Raw genomic sequence first — 16653 nt, 5'->3', positions numbered from 1 at the left:
GTAAGATTTTTCCTAAATCACAAATCCACCGTTTTAAATTTTGTTAATATTATTTTCAATTTTATCGAGAGCCAATTGAATTTCTTCTCTCGAAACATTCAAATGTGGCCTGAAACGAACGGATTGATCACCGCATGGTAAAATTATTAATCCATCTTTGAAAAGTTCATTTACTAAAAGATTTCTTTGTCCTCCGGAAGGTAAATCTACTGCACACATCAATCCTCTTCCTCTTGCATTGGAAATCTTTTCAGGATATTTCTGAGCCAGATTTTGCAACCCTTCCAATAGATATTCTCCAACCTCCTTAGCATTCTCAACAAGGTTTTCTTTTTCAATCACTTCCATAACCAATTGAAAACGGAGCATGTCTATAAAGTTTCCTCCGAATGTAGAATTGATTCTTGAACTCTCTCTGAAAACATTGTTCGGAACTTCATCAAATTTTTCTTTATTTGCTAAAACACCACAAACCTGTGCTTTTTTACCAAAAGAAATAATGTCCGGCTTAGCCGTAAAATGTTGGAAAGCCCACATTTTTCCGGTAATTCCAATACCTGTCTGAACTTCATCAAAAATCAGCAGGATCTCATTCTGATCACACAGCTTTCTTAGTTCAACGAAAAATTCATCCCTGAAGTGATTATCTCCTCCTTCTGCCTGGATCGGCTCAATGATAATGCATGCCACTTTATCCGGATTGTAAAGAATTGCCTCTTCGATGTGTAATAACGCCATTCTTTCATTTTTAATGGTCTCTTCAAGATTTTCCTCTGTAATAGGAAAGCTTAATTTTGGATTAAGGATCCTTGGCCATTCAAACATCGGGAAATATTGATATTTTCTTGGATCGGAAGTATTGGTTAAGCTTAAAGTATAACCGCTTCTTCCATGAAATGCCTGTCTGAAGTGAATACAAATTCCGGCTTCTGTCTGAAGTCCTTTAGCAAAATTTTTGCGGGTTTTCCAGTCGAAACATGCCTTCATTGCATTTTCAACACCTAATGTTCCCCCTTCAATAAAAAACGCATATTGCAATTCTTCCGGAATAACTACTCTTTCAAAAACTTCTAAAAAATGAGCATACTCTTCAGAATAAACATCTGCCAGGGTAGGCTTATTAACCGCCATTTTACCTAGCCAATCTGATTTACTTACAAGATAAGGGTGATTGTATCCTATAGATCCTGAACCGAACATAGAAAACATATCCAAAAATTCTCTGTCAGTAAGTTTGTCATATAACCATGATCCATGAGATCTTTCGATATCCATAACGAAATCAAAACCATCTGCAAGTACATGTTTCCCTACTGTTTCTTTAACTTTATTTGCTTTTATATCAATTGTTTGTTCCATAATATTTTGATGTGATTTAAAAATTGAATGATTAAAAGATTAAGCATTCATGGGTATTAATTTTTAAATTCTTAAATCTTAAAATGATTTAAATGTTGTTTTTTTATTAAATATCAAATTTAATCCCTTGTGCCAAAGGAAGGTTTGTAGTATAATTGATGGTATTCGTTTGTCTTCTCATATAGTATTTCCAAACGTCAGAACCGGATTCTCTACCGCCTCCTGTCTCTTTTTCACCACCGAATGCTCCGCCGATTTCAGCACCTGAAGTTCCGATATTTACATTGGCAATTCCACAATCTGAACCTGCATGGGAAAGGAATAATTCTGCCTCTCTTAAGTTTTGGGTCATAATTGCAGAAGACAATCCCTGAGGAACATCATTTTGAATAGCGATGGCTTCGTCAAGAGTTTTGTATTTGATCAAATAAAGAATTGGTGCAAAAGTTTCATGCTGCACAATCTCGTATGAGTTTTTTACTTCCGCGATACATGGTTTTACATAGCATCCTGATTCATATTCTTTACCGCTTAGAACGCCGCCTTCTACGATGAATTTACCGCCTTCTTTTTTACATTTTTTTATTGATTCTTCGTATTGGGTAACAGCACCGGTATCGATCAATGGTCCCACATGATTGGATTCATCTAACGGGTTTCCTATTTTCAGCTGTCCGTATGCTTTTACCAATCTGTTTTTCACTTCATCGTAAACGCTTTCATGAATGATCAGTCTTCTTGTAGATGTACATCTTTGCCCTGCAGTTCCTACAGCTCCAAATACAGCACCAATGATAGACATATCAAGATCAGCATCTTTAGAGATAATGATGGCGTTATTTCCACCTAGCTCAAGGATTGATTTTCCAAATCTCTCTGCTACTTTAGAAGAAACCATTCTTCCTACTCTTGTTGAACCTGTAAACGAAATTAAAGAAATACGCTTATCTTCAACTAATTTTTGCCCGATCTCATGATCTGAAACCAATACGCTAGAAATTCCTTCAAAAAGATTATTTTCTTTAAGAACTTCTGCTAAAATATTTTGACATGCAATTGCACAGAAAGGTGTTTTTTCGGAAGGCTTCCAGATCGTAACATTCCCACAAATCCATGATAATGCTGTATTCCAAGCCCAAACAGCTACCGGAAAGTTAAAAGCCGTAATGATTCCCACAATCCCTAGCGGGTGATATTGTTCGTACATTCTGTGACCTGGTCTTTCAGAATGCATCGTATATCCATGAAGCTGTCTTGATAGACCAACCGCAAAATCACAGATATCAATCATTTCCTGAACTTCACCAAGACCTTCCTGCAGGGATTTTCCCATTTCATACGAAACAAGTTTTCCCAAATCATCTTTATATTCTCTTAGTTTTAGACCTAATTGTCTTACGATTTCCCCCCTTTTAGGTGCCGGGATTAACCTGAATTCCTGAAAAGCCTTTTGAGCAGAATGAATTACCTTTTCATAATCACCTTCATTCGATGTTTTTACTTTAGCAATTAATTTTCCATCAACAGGAGAATAACTTTCAATTACTTTCCCCGATGCAAAGTATTTCCCCCCTACAGAAGTTCCTTTGTTGTCATCTTTAATACCTAGATTTTTTAGGGATTTCTCGATACCGAAATCCTTGACTTTTTTAGACATAAAATATTCCTTTTCGTTTTCTCTAAAGATAAAAATATTATGCGAACCGCAAAAAATTAATTTTCCTAACGTTTTTATTTGGACTAATTATAAACATACCTATCTTTGTCATATCAATAGTTTAATTTCGGAAATGGAAAATAATAAACCACTAGACGAGCAGCCTGTCAAAGAGAATACTTCAAAATGGAAACAATGGGTTAAGCGTTTTGGGATCGGAGGGATTATATTCTTTACCGTAAAAGGGATTATTACGTCAACCCTGATCTATTTTCTCGGAAAAAATTTCTGGACTATCATCAGCAATTATTTTACCGCTCTATTCGATTAATAGTGCGTATTATTAAAATAAAAAAAGCAGAGAAAATTTCTCTGCTTTCTTTTTTTTGGAAGTTTAACTAAAAGCTAATGATAAGTTGGCAACTGGTACAGTTACTATTTATTCTATTGAGCTATCAAACCTATTGGTTACATTATATGATTTGTCTTTTACTATAATATCATAACCTCCTTTATCCAGAATAAGATATCCTGAGTCTTTATCACTCTGTAATTCTATCATATCCGCAGGAACACCATTATTGTCAAACTCTCCTTTTCTATAGGCAAAAATTAAAGAAGGATAACTTTTAATCTTTGATTTTGGTACTTCATAAAGTTTCCGGTTTTCATTAAGCATCCAACGAGGTCTATCTTTGATATATGTTGTAACGGGATGAACCACTTTTATATCCGTAAAAGGTTCAATTTGACTTCCTTTGAATGCCTTGTTATTTTCGTCCAGCAAAACGACAGGATCCTTCCCCTTTATAATTTTTAATAGAGGACTATTACGTTCGGTAACACTTTTTTCAGAAAACTCTGTTTGGTCAATTGTAAATGGGTTGATTTTTGTTAAGTCGGAAAGTCTTCCTGCCATGGTTTTTTCCCAATATGGATCTTTTCCTTCATATGCGTGCCCATAACCGCAGTAAATAATATATTTTCCATTTTTATTTTCCTGCATAAATTTATAGATGTTATCCGCTTGTTTTATCTCTCTGTCTTTTCCGTTTTCTCCTTGTACTGCTTCATATTTAAAGAGAGTAAAACCCAGATCTAAAGCTGTTTTAATAAAACTACCAAATTGTGGTTCAGAGGTGTAAAAACCACTTTTTGTTGTAGGAAACTTTCTAACATTTATTGAATCATCTCCAATAGCTTCCAAGCCCAAATAACGATAACCGTTTTCATAAAGTCCTTTTAAGAGGGATGTTGCAAATGTTCTATGACTTGCGTAATGATGTGCTTCATTAAGAATTACTATTTGCTCTTTTTTTGTTTGGTCTAAAATATAGTTTTTAGCATTTTCAACTTTAAGCTTTACTAATTTCAAACTGTCATCTTTAGATATTTTTTTTCTTTTACGTCCAAGTTTATCCCAGGTTTGTAAACCCTTAATGTAATAGTTCGAAACGGAATATTTCATTGCTCCCACCTGATATCTGTAATCGTCTCCATTTTTATCATTCTGGATGTCATTTTCAATATCATTTGAAAATTTATATTGCTCTTGGGCGAAGGATTTTGTTGAAAATAGTATTACGAATAAGAAAAATGTCTTTTTCACCATATTGCTTTATGTATTATACTGAAAAATATTATTTGGAGTAGTTCATTACTTTATCACTCTAAAATAGTACTTTTATCTATAATTTAAGATTTATATTTTCATTATTAATATACTTATCCCTAATCCTGATTTTATTTTCCTTAGAAAGATTGCTTTACAGTGCAGGAAATCAAAAGCTGTCAAAGTTCCAGCTTTCAATTCCTTCACAATTATTAAACTTAGCAATTTTGCCTTTTAGCTATTCCATTGCTATTCCTTTTTCTTCCTTCCCGACTCAATAAGACTCTGATGAAGCAAATACTCAATTTGTCCGTTTACACTCCTAAACTCATCATTCGCCCATTTCTCAAGAAGTTTATACGTTAATTCTTCTATCCTTATCACAAATGATTTTTTGCCTTTTTGAGTGCTTTCAGAAGAATTTTGAGATTTTTGAGATTTCATTTTTTACTTTTAAATTTCATGATAAGATCGCCTATGGTTTCAGGTCGATTCTTTAACCAAAAAGAAGTTTTAATTGTATAAAGTTCCTGCATTAAGAACCGGAGTTGCTGCCTTCTCACCACAAAGAACCACCATCAGATTACTCACCATTGCAGCTTTTCTCTCATCATCCAACTCTACGATGTTCTCTGCCGAAAGTTTTTTCAATGCCAGATCAACCATTCCTACCGCGCCCTCTACAATTTTTGTTCTTGCTGCAACGATAGCTGTAGCCTGCTGTCTCTGAAGCATGGCACCTGCAATTTCGGATGCATAAGCCAAGTGTGATATTCTGCCCTCCTGGATTATAATTCCGGCTTTAGAAAGACGATCAGTAAGCTCCTGCTCCAGAATAGAATTGATTTTATCACCACCCTCTCTTAAAGTAATTGGTGCATGATCATCTTCTAAATTATCATAAGGAAAGCTCATAGCAAGGTGACGTACCGCTGCCTCACTCTGCATTTTTACAAAATCAGAATAACGTTCTACATCAAAAGCTGCTTTATAGGTATCCCCTACTTTCCATACGATGACAACAGCAATTTCGATTGGGTTACCCATTTTATCATTCACTTTTAATGTTTGTCCCTGCAAGTTCTCAGAACGAAGCGACATCTTCTGGGATGAGTATAATGGATTGATAAAGAACAGTCCGTTATCTTTCACTGTTCCTACATATTTTCCAAAGAAATTCAAGACTCTTGAGTGATTAGGCTGAATGATCATCAGACCTTTTAAGAAAAAACATGAAGTCAGAAAACAAAGCATGGCTAAAACAACATAAGTAATACTCTGATCTACTCCGCTGATGAAGAAGTAAACTGCAGCTATAAATAAACCCAAACAAATAACAAGGGTTAAGTAGCCGGACATAGGTTTTAAGATTTTTTCCATATAGGTATTAATTTTAAAATGATATTATTTTGATATCATAAAGTTATAAATAAATTTTGAATTAAAAATGATAATCTTAAAATTTTTTACTTAGTAATAATACCTAATTCCGTTTGCCTTAAAGACAAAGAAAAATCCCGGAAACTATCATTCCGGGATTTAGTATGTGTATGTATTTACGCTTATTTTTTGTTCAGCATTTTAAACTTAAAGTAAGAAGCTGTAGACAATAATATCATTACTGAAAGTCCGATATATACCCAAGCCGGTACTGGTACCGGATCTCCTGCTGCATACGAGTGAAGTCCCGTTAAATAATAATTAACTCCAAAATAGGTCATAACCATTGAGCAGAAAGCAAACATTGTTGCTACATGGAACGCCCACTTGCTTCTTAATCCGGGTACCAATCTCATATGTAACACAAAAGCGTATACCATGATAGATATAAATGCCCATGTCTCTTTAGGATCCCAGCTCCAGTATCTACCCCATGACTCATTCGCCCAGATTCCTCCTAAAAAGTTCCCTACCGTTAAAGCAAACAAACCTATAGTAAGAGACATCTCAGAAACAATAACCAGCTCTTTTAAAGTAGTATCATGATGAATTTTGTATGTTTCTTTACTCGAAATAATATAGAATACCAGTGAAATGACAGCAATAATCATCGACAGGGCAAAAAATCCATAACTCGATGTAATGATTGCTACGTGCACAATCAGCCAGTACGACTTTAATACAGGTACTAATGGTGTGATCTGTGGATCAAGAGCAGATCCTCCGTGAGCAAATCCCATCATAATAACCGCTACCATAAATCCGGCTGCAGGAATCAAAGCATTGGAATTTCTATACAATAACAATCCGGCTGAAATACCTACCCATGAAATGAAAATGATTGCTTCATAACCATTACTCCATGGTGCATGCCCGGAAATATACCATCTTGCCACTAATCCAAGGAAATGGAATATATATCCTACCAGACCTAACACAATAATCACCTTGATGATCTTGTTCAATATCTTATTAGGCTTGAATAATTCAACAAAACCTAAAATCAGTAATAGCCCTCCTATCAGTGTATAGAAAATCAGGAGTTTAAAGTTGATATTCACTTTATTCATGAATACCTCCAGATCAACTTTAGATTTAGCCGGAACTACACTTTTACCCCATTTTTGCTGGTATTCTGAAAGTCTTGCCAATTGAGTATCTGCTTTTCTCCAGTCTCCTGTTTTCTGAGCAGCTAATGCTTCAGCAAAATAAGGTCCCATTACCTGTTGAGATTCCATATCCGGTTCAAATTTCTGGTCCAGCCATGAATGCCATGTGTGGTTCGGATCATTTTTCACAGGCACAATTCTCATAAATTGCCCGCTGAAAAATTCATTGAAGATCTGAACTCTTTCATTTACAGAAATAACTTCTTTGTCATAATTGGTTTGCTCAGCCGGTTTTTTACGGAAAGCAATGTTATAGTCATGCTCAAGGATATAGGTAAGGTTACCGTTAGCATCCGCAGGAAACAAATTCATCAGGGAAGTATAACCATCTTCATCAGCCTTGGTTTTGTTCTTCAGCTCATCTCCTCCTTTAGAACCTACTTTAATGATAGGAACCATTGTCCAGCTAGGAGTATCTGTGTTAATGGATAAAAACCACTGATTTGCAGTAAGATATTTTCCATCCGTTCCTTTAAATTCGTCTTTTTTATAAAGCTTTCTTAAAACATCAAGAGCTTCAGTATTGATCGGAACAATTCTTCCTTCAAAATTCTGTACCAAAAGATATCCGAATTTATCTGCATGTTCCTTGCTTATTTTGTTTCTAGCGATGATTTCATCTGCAGAAATTAATCTCATTTTAGAAAATGGAGCTGCAAGAGAATTTTGTCGCGGAGCAGTTTCCGTCTGTCCCATTTGGGAAGCCTGTGCATGAGCGTGATCATCGCCTTCTACATGGATGTGCTCTCTGCTTCCGTCAGTAGTTCCATGGGTTTCAATTTTCTGAGCATTTAATCCTAAACTTAGCAATAATACAATCACCATGGTGGCTCTTTTCTTATTCACATCAGTCAGTATTTTATTTAATTTCCAGAAATGTGATCCTTTCCAGAAGAAAATTAAAAACATGCCTAAAAACAAAAACGTATATCCGATATAAGAAATCAAAGTTCCCCAGAAATCATGATTTACTGATAATACAGTTCCCATTCTGTCCGGATCAAAACTTGCCTGGAAGAAACGGTATCCTCCGTGGTTCAGAACGTGGTTCATATAGATTTTATAAGGTGTCTGCTTACCACCGTCAATGATCTTCACATGACTTTCATATGCACTAGGCGAAGAACTTCCCGGATATGTTTCCATTACAAAGTCGTCCAGTTTCAGTGCAAAAGGAGTGTTGTATACTTTAGGACCAAAACCTGCCATGATATTCAATCCATCCATCGTGATCTGCTTGAATGCATTCGGATTTCCTTTTTCTACAGATAGTTCAACCAACTGTTTTGTTTTAGGACCGTGGATTTCTATTTTCAACATATCAGGAACTGCCTGATCTTTCTTTCTATCTCCTTCAATCGCGATCAGTTTTCCTTTTCTTAAACCTTCAGGAACAACCAATTTCAGATCATTGATGCTATATAAACTTCTCAATGCCAAAGGTTGGAATTCATCCTTCTTTGTATTTCCGGTCGCCTGAGTTGCCATCGTCATATACGTTGCATCAACAGGAGTTTTAACAAATAATTTCCCTCCTTCATTTTTAAATTCCACAGCTCCTTCAATCGCTCTGTTAAAAGTAACAAGCGTTCCATTAATGGATTTTGTTTCACCTGGCTTGATGTAGATATTCTGTCTTCCGGTCTGTCCCGTTGAAACCAAGTGCAGGTATTCAGTACCACTCGGGTCGGCCACAAGACTGTCTTTTTTTCTTTGAATATATTCTTTGGCAAAAATCTTTACTTCTTTTCCGTGAAAGTCATAGGTTGCGCTGAAATCTTTGTGCAAAGGAGACATCAGATAAGGAATATCCTGGTAGTTAAGCACATCTCCCTTCTCTTCAATCTGAATCTTAAAGAAGTTTTTATCCGTAACTATTTCATTAGAAGTTTCTCCTTCCCTGATATGCATTGTTCCTTCAAAACTCACATACCTTGTAATAGCTCCCCCGATAAAAATGAAGACAAATGCAAGGTGAAAAACCAAAACCGGCCACTTCTCTCTTTTCCAAAGTCTGTATCTGCCGATATTTCCGATAAAATTTAAGATCAGCAATACCATGATCAGCTCAAACCATTTTGCTTCATAAATTAATGCTTTCGCCGTAGGGGTTCCATAATCGTTTTCGAGAAACGTTGCATATGCCATGGCAAATGCAAAGACCAACAGCAAAACCGCCATTGTTCTGGTTGAAATAAGAATATCTTGGATCTTCTTCATGATTTATTTTACTTGACATGCAAAAATAAGCATGATTAAGTAAAAGGTCGATAAAAAAAGATGTTTTTTATCATTTTAAAGCCTATATTACTTATTTTGAATTATTCTTAATAAGCCACAAAACATTAAAGAAAATTTAAAACTAAAAACTACGATTATAAGAATGAAAAAAAGCTATACAAGTCATTGAGTCTGTCTATTTTTGAAGGCTTATTTTTTTCCTTATTTTACTTAAAAATTCATGGGTGATACCAAGATATGATGCGACCTGTTGCTGTGTAATTTTCTGTTCGAGACCAGGATATTTTTCAAGAAATTCAATATATCGCTGATCTGCCGTCTTACCGGTCAAAGAAAGAATCCTCCTCTGTAGTGCCACTGAAGACCTTTGATTCATGATTCTGAAAAGCTTCTCTACCCAGGGAATGGTTTTGTAAAGATGTTCTTTATTTTCTTTTGAAACCATAAGAACTTCACTATTTTCCAGCGCTTGAATATTTAAGATACTGGGAACACGATTGATCATACTATCTATATCCGTAATCCACCATCCTTCCACTGCAAAATATAATGTTTGCTCCATCCCTTTTTCGTTGAGATAGTACACTTTAAAACAGCCGCTTGTAACAAACCCTTCAAAAAGACAGTAATTTCCCTCTTTCAGCGCAAAGTCATTTTTCGGAAATTGAACTTTATTAAAAGATTCGGAAAATCTTTTAAATTCATCCTCAGAAAAATCGACATATTGCTTGATGTAATGATAAAGTAGGTCAGACATCGTATAAAATTAAAACATAAAGATACCGATATTATGACCGGTATCCTTATTTTAAACTAATCTTATTTACTTGCCAGCAAATCCTCTGTACTTATGATTCTGCTGTATAAATTTCCTAATGAAGAAATACCCGCCAGGAAAGATTTCTGAATATCTGCTGCTTTTATAATTTCTCCATCCAGCTCCCTGTTCTTTGTTGCCGTTGCATCCCCCACAATCGTGTTACTGAAACCCAGATCAAAAGCTGCTCTTGTAGTAGATTCCACACATACATCGGTCATCATTCCGGTGATAATTAAATTTTTAATATTATACTCTTTTAAATAGGCAAGAAGTTCTGTTTCTCTGAAGCTATTTGGAAAATGTTTGATGATTACTTTCTCATTCCCTTTTGGTAAAACCAGGTTATGAATTTCAGCACCCTTTGTGTCCGGAAGGAAAAAATCAGCTCCTTCATTGGTTGCTATATGTTTAATATGAATGACTGGCAGATTATTTTTCCTAAAATATTCCAACACCTTACTGGTATTTTTACCTGCAGTTTCTGCCCCTTCTAAAACCATTTTTCCTCCGGGAAAATAATCGTTTTGTACATCGATGATTAATAATGCCGTGTTTTCCATTGTCATGTTATTTTGTTGTGCTTTTGCAGACGAAAGTGTAACGAATACTATACATAACGTCAGCATCCTTTTGAATATGTTTTTCATTTATTATAAATTGATGGTACAAAATTACAGGAGGTATCATCAATAGCATTTGAACTAGTTTAAAAAAGAAAGTACAAGCCACAGACATTTCAAATTAATGCCGAATATCAAACTGTGTAGATCTACTATTTTTCTAAAACCAATTTGGAAAGTCTTATTAAATATTTCCAGGATTGGAAAAAAACATAAAAAATGCCCACAAGGATATAATGGGCAATTTTATAAATAAAGTAGAGGTCTACTATTCCTATGAATTGAGTCTGATCATTTCCAGTAATTCCATTTCAAACCATCAAACAGAGCTATTGTCTTACTGACGGTATCATAACATATCATCCCCGGATACGGGGTTCTCACATTAAGATGAGGATTAGCTACCTTGGGTAAAATCAATGCTTTATTGGAAGATTCCAAAACAAGGACTCCGGGAGCACTTGTAGTAGAAGAGCCTATAATCACTCTGTTATTTCCCGCTGTTTCGGCACTCGTATTAAATATAACATTTGTAGTGGACCCGGGATCACTCATATTCACCCAGCCGGAGCCGGTATTCATTTTTAAGATCTTATCATTCTTATCCATTAAAAGAGTTCCAGCAACAGCGTTACCTGGGAGAGTTTCTACAATAGGAAGTAAAATTCCGTTAGTTGTACCTGAAGCGAAATCAAGAATACCATCTCCGTCTACTGTTTGCTTACCGATCGCTATTTGGGCGTGGATAAAACCAATTCCAAGCAATCCTAATATAGCTAATATATTTTTCATGTTTTCTATTTTATAATTTTAAAATTTAAGCCATCTGTCTAGGGTTAGTCATTACAAGACCGGATAATACAGTTCCATGAAGTACCGTTATACAGTTTAAAGCAATTATCTGTAGTATCGAAAATCAGCATCCCTTCTACCGGAACAGCAATATTTGCGGAAGTTGTTCTGGTAATAACAAAACCTTTATCTTTTGATTCTAATGCTATAAAACCATTAGGAATATTGGTTGGCCAGTTGGGCAGGATTTCACGAAGACCTGTAATACCAAATTTCGTCATACTGTTTGGTGTCCCTGTAACCGGATCTTTAGTACAATATGTTTGAATATTGGTTCCGAAGGTAAAATATTTATTAGCAGGAAACGAATAATTAAATACAGCTTTCCCTCCAGTAAAACTTGTTGCCGGAATAAATTGTACATTCTGTGAAAGTCCACTGTTATCAGCTACAATCATGTATAATTTATCTGTTGCCACAATACTGGTATAATTAGTAAGGTTAGCTTGTAGCCAGGAAGAACCCGTGTCATTCGTTTTTTGTGCTAACCACGTCCTCTGAATAATCTTTCCCGGAGCTATACCATAATTGAGTAAGGTTAAGGATTGATTATTATTATCTCCCATTATAAGAAAGGTTTTGTCTTGCGAAAAACTTGTTCTACCTGCAGCATTGTTTGCCGAAACAAAATCATTCGTGGTTGATACGATTAGCATGCTATTATTGTTTTGATTAACGCTATTTGTAACCACTTGGTTTAATGCTGTATCGTCATCTTTCGCCATCCCAAAAATGTTGTTATTGAAACTGGTATTCAGTCCAGAATTCCAGGTAACAGTAGTCTTGTCGGAGGCAATGTAATTGAGGGGTTGCTGCAAAGTAATTCCATATTTAACAGCTAAATAAGAATTTACACTTTGCCTTTCTACAGCTGTCTGTGTACCAGAATATAAAATAAATTCTCCAATCCTATCTCCTTCCAATGAACTGCTACCAGATCCCCCGTCATTATCCATCAAAAGAACCATTCCCGGATAGTTGCTTGTAGAAGATACATTATTGGAAGGATTGCCAAAAGCAAGCGCATTATTATCAAAAAAATAATTCATGTTTCCTCCGGACAACTCATTATAAAATGATTGTATACTTGGAAACTGTGTATTAACAGTATTTATAGTATTTGTTCCAAAAAACACATCCCCGGATTCTTTTTCATTATAAAATTCTGGACGATTGGTGCGGGTCCCGAAAAATGGAGATTGCCAAACTCCTGCTATTGGAGATACATTGGAATTTCTTGTTACACCATTCATTACAAATACCGATCTATAGGTGGCAGAAGCGGTTCTTGTAAGAAATGTATAGGAGGTCAGTGCATTGGTGGTGTTATCTGGAAATCCTCCCGGAAATTTATATCCCGATCTATATTGATTGGTACTCGTAATTTCAATTGCAGGATTAAAATTAAAATTAGGAATAGAGGTTGCTGTCCTGTAGACTGGTCTTGCACTTACACCTGGGTCCGCATAATAACCCGGCATCCCCTGGTTGGCAATACCATTAATTCCGCCTGATCTTTGATTATTCCATATAGCAACCTGCGTATTGTCTACTGTTGTATTCGTTCCGGCATCTGCTTTTACCCATATTTGAAGGTTAGCAGAAACGCCTCCGGGAGATTGAGACCACAATAATGAATTGAATATCATTGCTGTAAATAATAATTGCTTTCTCATTGATGTTTCTTTTAATTGTTTGTAAGTATATTCATTGATATGACCCGACTATCTCAAAAAAAATAATCGGCAATGGTGAAACTAGAAATCAGCCAAAATACTCATGGTAAGTAATGTGGTCAATAATCCAGAATTAATAACAAGATCATAAAGAAGATAGTAGTATTGAAATAATACTTTTATGTTGGGAAGTATTTTTTGTTTTCATTTATATGTGTGTTTTTAAATTAGACAAAAATTGTGGAATATTTAAACAATAAGTAATGTCTGTAAATAATATCAACAAAATAATTAATGCTTCTTAATATTACCTTAGTGTAAATTTATAAATTATTTTAATAAAAATATACTTTTTAAATACAATTTAACCACAGAATAAGCGAATGATTGTTAATATATTTGATAATGATTCTTTTTTTTCAATTAATAATTTCATAATGATAAAATTTTGTCAATAGAAAATTATTCATTTTTATATGAGTTTTTAATTTCATTTGATATTATTTAGAATCAAATTCAATAATCAGGATTTTCTGATGTCTGAAAAGGATCATAGAGTTATTGTAAAATGCTTTTGAATAAAAAAAGATTATTTTAATATTGAAAAAACACTAAATTTGCCCTCATTGATATTATGGACAAAAAGACACAAACAAAGCAGCAAGACATGTCTGAAAAAGGCAAAATCCTATCGAAACCCCGTATATTTTTCGGGCTTACTTTTATACTTTTTTCTGTCGTACTTATATTTTCATTCATTTCATATTTAATGAACTGGAAGGCAGATCAAAGCCAGGCAGGAACCATGCTTGATAAAAGCATACAATCCTCTAATATTTTTGGTAAAGTTGGAGATTGGCTCGGGAATATTTTCATTTTTGAAAGTATTGGCGTAGCTTCTTTTATTATAGCTTTCCTTTTCCTTGTTTTCGGAACTTTAATTTTAAAAAAGAAAATTTTCAAACCTTGGAAAACAATAGGTCATTCGTTGTTTTTTATCTGCTGGGTTCCTATTTTCATGGGAGCTGTTACAAAAGGGCAAGGTGTTCTGGGAGGCGTTTATGGCTACCAGATTATGGATTCGCTTAATGCAATCATAGGAACTGTTGGTCTTTGGTTGGTACTGGCCTCAAGTATAGCTTTATATTTTATCCTTGAGTTTAACTTACGTCCGAGTTCCATCAAAGCAAAACTTAATAATATTAATGAAAATACGATCGGAAAGGTAAAATCCATGATGCCTAGTTCTGACGAAAACTTTGTGGCTGATGAAGAGCTGGAAGAAGAAGCACTCGACAATCATCCTAATATTTCGGTTACGGATATGAGTGAGCCCGTGAAACAACAGGAACCGGTAAAGGTACCCAAAGGTTTTCCTGAGGTCCCGGTATCTACAAACCTGGAAACCATCACTACTCCTAATCATACTTCATTTGAAGATGATGACAATGCTAAGCCGATCAACCTTAATCTTAATACCAAACCAGGTCTTCCGGTTTCAACTCCGGAACAGGCCTTTGATCTTACACCATCTACTCCATCGCAGGAAAATATTAAGTTCAATGTTGAAATTGCTCCTGTAATTGATGTTTTAGATGACACAGAAAAGCAATCCCAGGAACTAGTAGAAAAACATGGTTTGTATGATCACAAATTAGATCTGGCCAAGTTTCAAATGCCTCCGGTGGAATTACTAAAAGATTATGGTAATGAGGAGATTTCAATCAATAAAGAAGAATTAGAAGAGAATAAAAATAAGATTGTTGGTCTTTTAAAGAACTTTAATGTAGGTATTGCTGAAATTAAGGCAACCATCGGACCTACAGTAACCTTATATGAAATTGTTCCTGAAGCAGGAATCAGGGTATCCGCCATTAAAAAGCTACAGGACGATATTGCCCTGAATCTTTCAGCTTTGGGGATCAGGATCATTGCACCTATGCCTGGAAAAGGAACCATTGGAATTGAAGTTCCAAGAAAGAATCCTACTATGGTTTCTATGCGCTCTGTAATCGCTTCGCACAAATTTCAGAATACAGACATGGATCTACCTGTCGTTTTTGGAAAAACCATTTCCAACGAGATCTTCATGGCCGATTTATCAAAAATGCCACACTTACTGATGGCAGGTGCAACCGGCCAGGGTAAATCAGTAGGTATTAATGCAATTCTTACTTCTCTCTTATACAAAAAACATCCAAGCGAACTGAAATTCGTAATGGTTGATCCTAAAAAAGTGGAACTTTCTTTATATTCAAAAATTGAAAGACATTATTTAGCAAAACTTCCGGATACGGATGATGCCATCATAACGGACACCAATAAGGTAATCAATACACTGAATTCTCTTTGTATTGAAATGGATAACAGATATGACTTACTTAAAAATGCATTTTGTAAGAATTTAAAAGAGTACAATAAGAAATTTGCTGAAAGAAAACTAAATCCTGAAAACGGACACCGTTACTTACCATACATCGTTCTGGTGGTTGACGAATTTGCCGATTTAATTATGACAGCAGGTAAAGAAGTAGAATTACCGATAGCAAGACTGGCACAGCTGGCAAGAGCGGTAGGAATTCACCTCATTGTTGCTACCCAAAGACCTTCCGTAAATGTAATTACAGGGATGATCAAAGCAAACTTCCCTGCAAGAGCAGCATTCAGGGTAATTTCAAGTGTAGATTCAAGAACAATTCTTGATTCTACCGGTGCTGATCAGCTGATTGGTAAGGGGGATATGCTTTACTTTAATGGAAATGAAATTCTTCGACTGCAATGTGCCTTTGTAGATACGCCTGAAGTAGAAAGAATTGCAGAATTTATTGGCGAGCAAAAAGGATATGCTTCTGCGTTTCTTCTTCCTGAATACGTTTCTGAAGATGCAACAAGTTCAGTAGGTTCTTTCGATCCTAACGAAAAAGATGCACTGTTTGAAGAAGCAGCCAGAATTATTGTTTCTACTCAGCAGGGATCTACTTCCATGCTTCAGAGACAACTTAAATTAGGATATAACAGAGCGGGAAGAATTATGGACCAGCTGGAGGCTAGTGGTATTGTAGGAGGCTTTAATGGCGCAAAGGCAAGGGAAGTGATTATTAGCGACCTTCATTCTTTGGAACAGTTTTTGGAAGATTTGCGTAAATAAAGGAAAACATGCCATAATGTTTAACTTTTGAAGTGGAAAAAATGTCTAAAGAATATTAA

Annotated in this window: 12 protein-coding genes; 2 read left to right on the top strand and 10 right to left on the bottom strand. The window is 35.3% G+C overall.

Going from position 1 to position 16653, the window contains the following annotated elements; genetic code table 11:
* Positions 1-33 precede the first annotated feature (33 nt).
* Both lat and ACNFU2_RS02865 read right to left on the bottom strand, forming a co-directional pair.
* On the bottom strand, positions 34-1359 hold the full coding sequence (gene lat, locus ACNFU2_RS02870; protein ID WP_418123622.1) for an L-lysine 6-transaminase: 1326 nt from the start codon (positions 1357-1359) through the stop codon (positions 34-36).
* Positions 1360-1465: 106 nt separating this feature from the next.
* On the bottom strand, positions 1466-3016 hold the full coding sequence (locus tag ACNFU2_RS02865) for an aldehyde dehydrogenase family protein (protein WP_273647897.1): 1551 nt from the start codon (positions 3014-3016) through the stop codon (positions 1466-1468).
* Positions 3017-3149: 133 nt separating this feature from the next.
* Here ACNFU2_RS02865 and ACNFU2_RS02860 point away from each other — a divergent pair, with 133 nt between their 5' ends.
* Positions 3150-3347 (top strand): hypothetical protein, encoded by a 198-nt coding sequence (locus tag ACNFU2_RS02860; protein WP_172283065.1) that lies wholly within the window; start codon positions 3150-3152, stop codon positions 3345-3347.
* 108 nt (positions 3348-3455) lie between these two features.
* On the opposite strand, the gene ACNFU2_RS02855 is transcribed toward ACNFU2_RS02860, so the two are convergent.
* From ACNFU2_RS02855 to ACNFU2_RS02820, 8 genes are all read right to left on the bottom strand, one after another.
* Complete coding sequence (locus ACNFU2_RS02855) at positions 3456-4625, bottom strand: hypothetical protein (protein WP_418123619.1); 1170 nt, start codon at positions 4623-4625, stop codon at positions 3456-3458.
* Between the two features lie 252 nt (positions 4626-4877).
* The gene (locus tag ACNFU2_RS02850; protein ID WP_418123617.1) at positions 4878-5072 is read right to left on the bottom strand and encodes an Arc family DNA binding domain-containing protein; all 195 of its coding nucleotides are present in this window, start codon (positions 5070-5072) and stop codon (positions 4878-4880) included.
* Positions 5073-5141: 69 nt separating this feature from the next.
* The gene (locus tag ACNFU2_RS02845; RefSeq protein ID WP_418123615.1) at positions 5142-6008 is read right to left on the bottom strand and encodes an SPFH domain-containing protein; all 867 of its coding nucleotides are present in this window, start codon (positions 6006-6008) and stop codon (positions 5142-5144) included.
* Between the two features lie 182 nt (positions 6009-6190).
* Positions 6191-9457: a cytochrome c biogenesis protein CcsA gene (gene ccsA, locus ACNFU2_RS02840; protein ID WP_273647895.1), complete on the bottom strand. Its 3267-nt coding sequence runs from the start codon at positions 9455-9457 to the stop codon at positions 6191-6193.
* 196 nt (positions 9458-9653) lie between these two features.
* Positions 9654-10235 carry a Crp/Fnr family transcriptional regulator gene (locus ACNFU2_RS02835; RefSeq protein WP_172283096.1) on the bottom strand — a complete coding sequence of 194 codons (582 nt, stop codon included), beginning with the start codon at positions 10233-10235 and terminating at the stop codon, positions 9654-9656.
* 62 nt (positions 10236-10297) lie between these two features.
* On the bottom strand, positions 10298-10945 hold the full coding sequence (locus tag ACNFU2_RS02830) for a cysteine hydrolase family protein (protein WP_273647894.1): 648 nt from the start codon (positions 10943-10945) through the stop codon (positions 10298-10300).
* A gap of 264 nt (positions 10946-11209) precedes the next feature.
* On the bottom strand, positions 11210-11710 hold the full coding sequence (locus ACNFU2_RS02825) for a hypothetical protein (RefSeq protein ID WP_273647893.1): 501 nt from the start codon (positions 11708-11710) through the stop codon (positions 11210-11212).
* 44 nt (positions 11711-11754) lie between these two features.
* On the bottom strand, positions 11755-13446 hold the full coding sequence (locus tag ACNFU2_RS02820) for a hypothetical protein (protein ID WP_418123612.1): 1692 nt from the start codon (positions 13444-13446) through the stop codon (positions 11755-11757).
* Positions 13447-14080: 634 nt separating this feature from the next.
* Between ACNFU2_RS02820 and ACNFU2_RS02815 the strand changes: the two genes are divergently transcribed.
* Entirely contained in the window at positions 14081-16594 is a 2514-nt protein-coding gene (locus ACNFU2_RS02815) for a DNA translocase FtsK 4TM domain-containing protein (RefSeq protein WP_418123610.1), read from the top strand.
* Positions 16595-16653: the final 59 nt, after the last annotated feature.

Source organism: Chryseobacterium sp. PTM-20240506, from assembly GCF_048296755.1.
GTDB lineage: Bacteria > Bacteroidota > Bacteroidia > Flavobacteriales > Weeksellaceae > Chryseobacterium > Chryseobacterium proteolyticum.
Note: the sequence above shows the minus strand (reverse complement) of the source record. Positions and strands in the feature narration are given on the sequence as shown.

Coding starts and splice junctions, on each gene's coding strand:
- ACNFU2_RS02830 (WP_273647894.1), bottom strand. CDS start 10,945: ATGAAAAACATATTCAAAAGGATGCTGACGTTATGTATAGTATTCGTT.
- ACNFU2_RS02850 (WP_418123617.1), bottom strand. CDS start 5,072: ATGAAATCTCAAAAATCTCAAAATTCTTCTGAAAGCACTCAAAAAGGC.
- ACNFU2_RS02860 (WP_172283065.1), top strand. CDS start 3,150: ATGGAAAATAATAAACCACTAGACGAGCAGCCTGTCAAAGAGAATACT.
- ACNFU2_RS02845 (WP_418123615.1), bottom strand. CDS start 6,008: ATGGAAAAAATCTTAAAACCTATGTCCGGCTACTTAACCCTTGTTATT.
- ccsA (WP_273647895.1), bottom strand. CDS start 9,457: ATGAAGAAGATCCAAGATATTCTTATTTCAACCAGAACAATGGCGGTT.
- ACNFU2_RS02815 (WP_418123610.1), top strand. CDS start 14,081: ATGGACAAAAAGACACAAACAAAGCAGCAAGACATGTCTGAAAAAGGC.
- ACNFU2_RS02825 (WP_273647893.1), bottom strand. CDS start 11,710: ATGAAAAATATATTAGCTATATTAGGATTGCTTGGAATTGGTTTTATC.
- ACNFU2_RS02820 (WP_418123612.1), bottom strand. CDS start 13,446: ATGAGAAAGCAATTATTATTTACAGCAATGATATTCAATTCATTATTG.
- lat (WP_418123622.1), bottom strand. CDS start 1,359: ATGGAACAAACAATTGATATAAAAGCAAATAAAGTTAAAGAAACAGTA.
- ACNFU2_RS02865 (WP_273647897.1), bottom strand. CDS start 3,016: ATGTCTAAAAAAGTCAAGGATTTCGGTATCGAGAAATCCCTAAAAAAT.
- ACNFU2_RS02835 (WP_172283096.1), bottom strand. CDS start 10,235: ATGTCTGACCTACTTTATCATTACATCAAGCAATATGTCGATTTTTCT.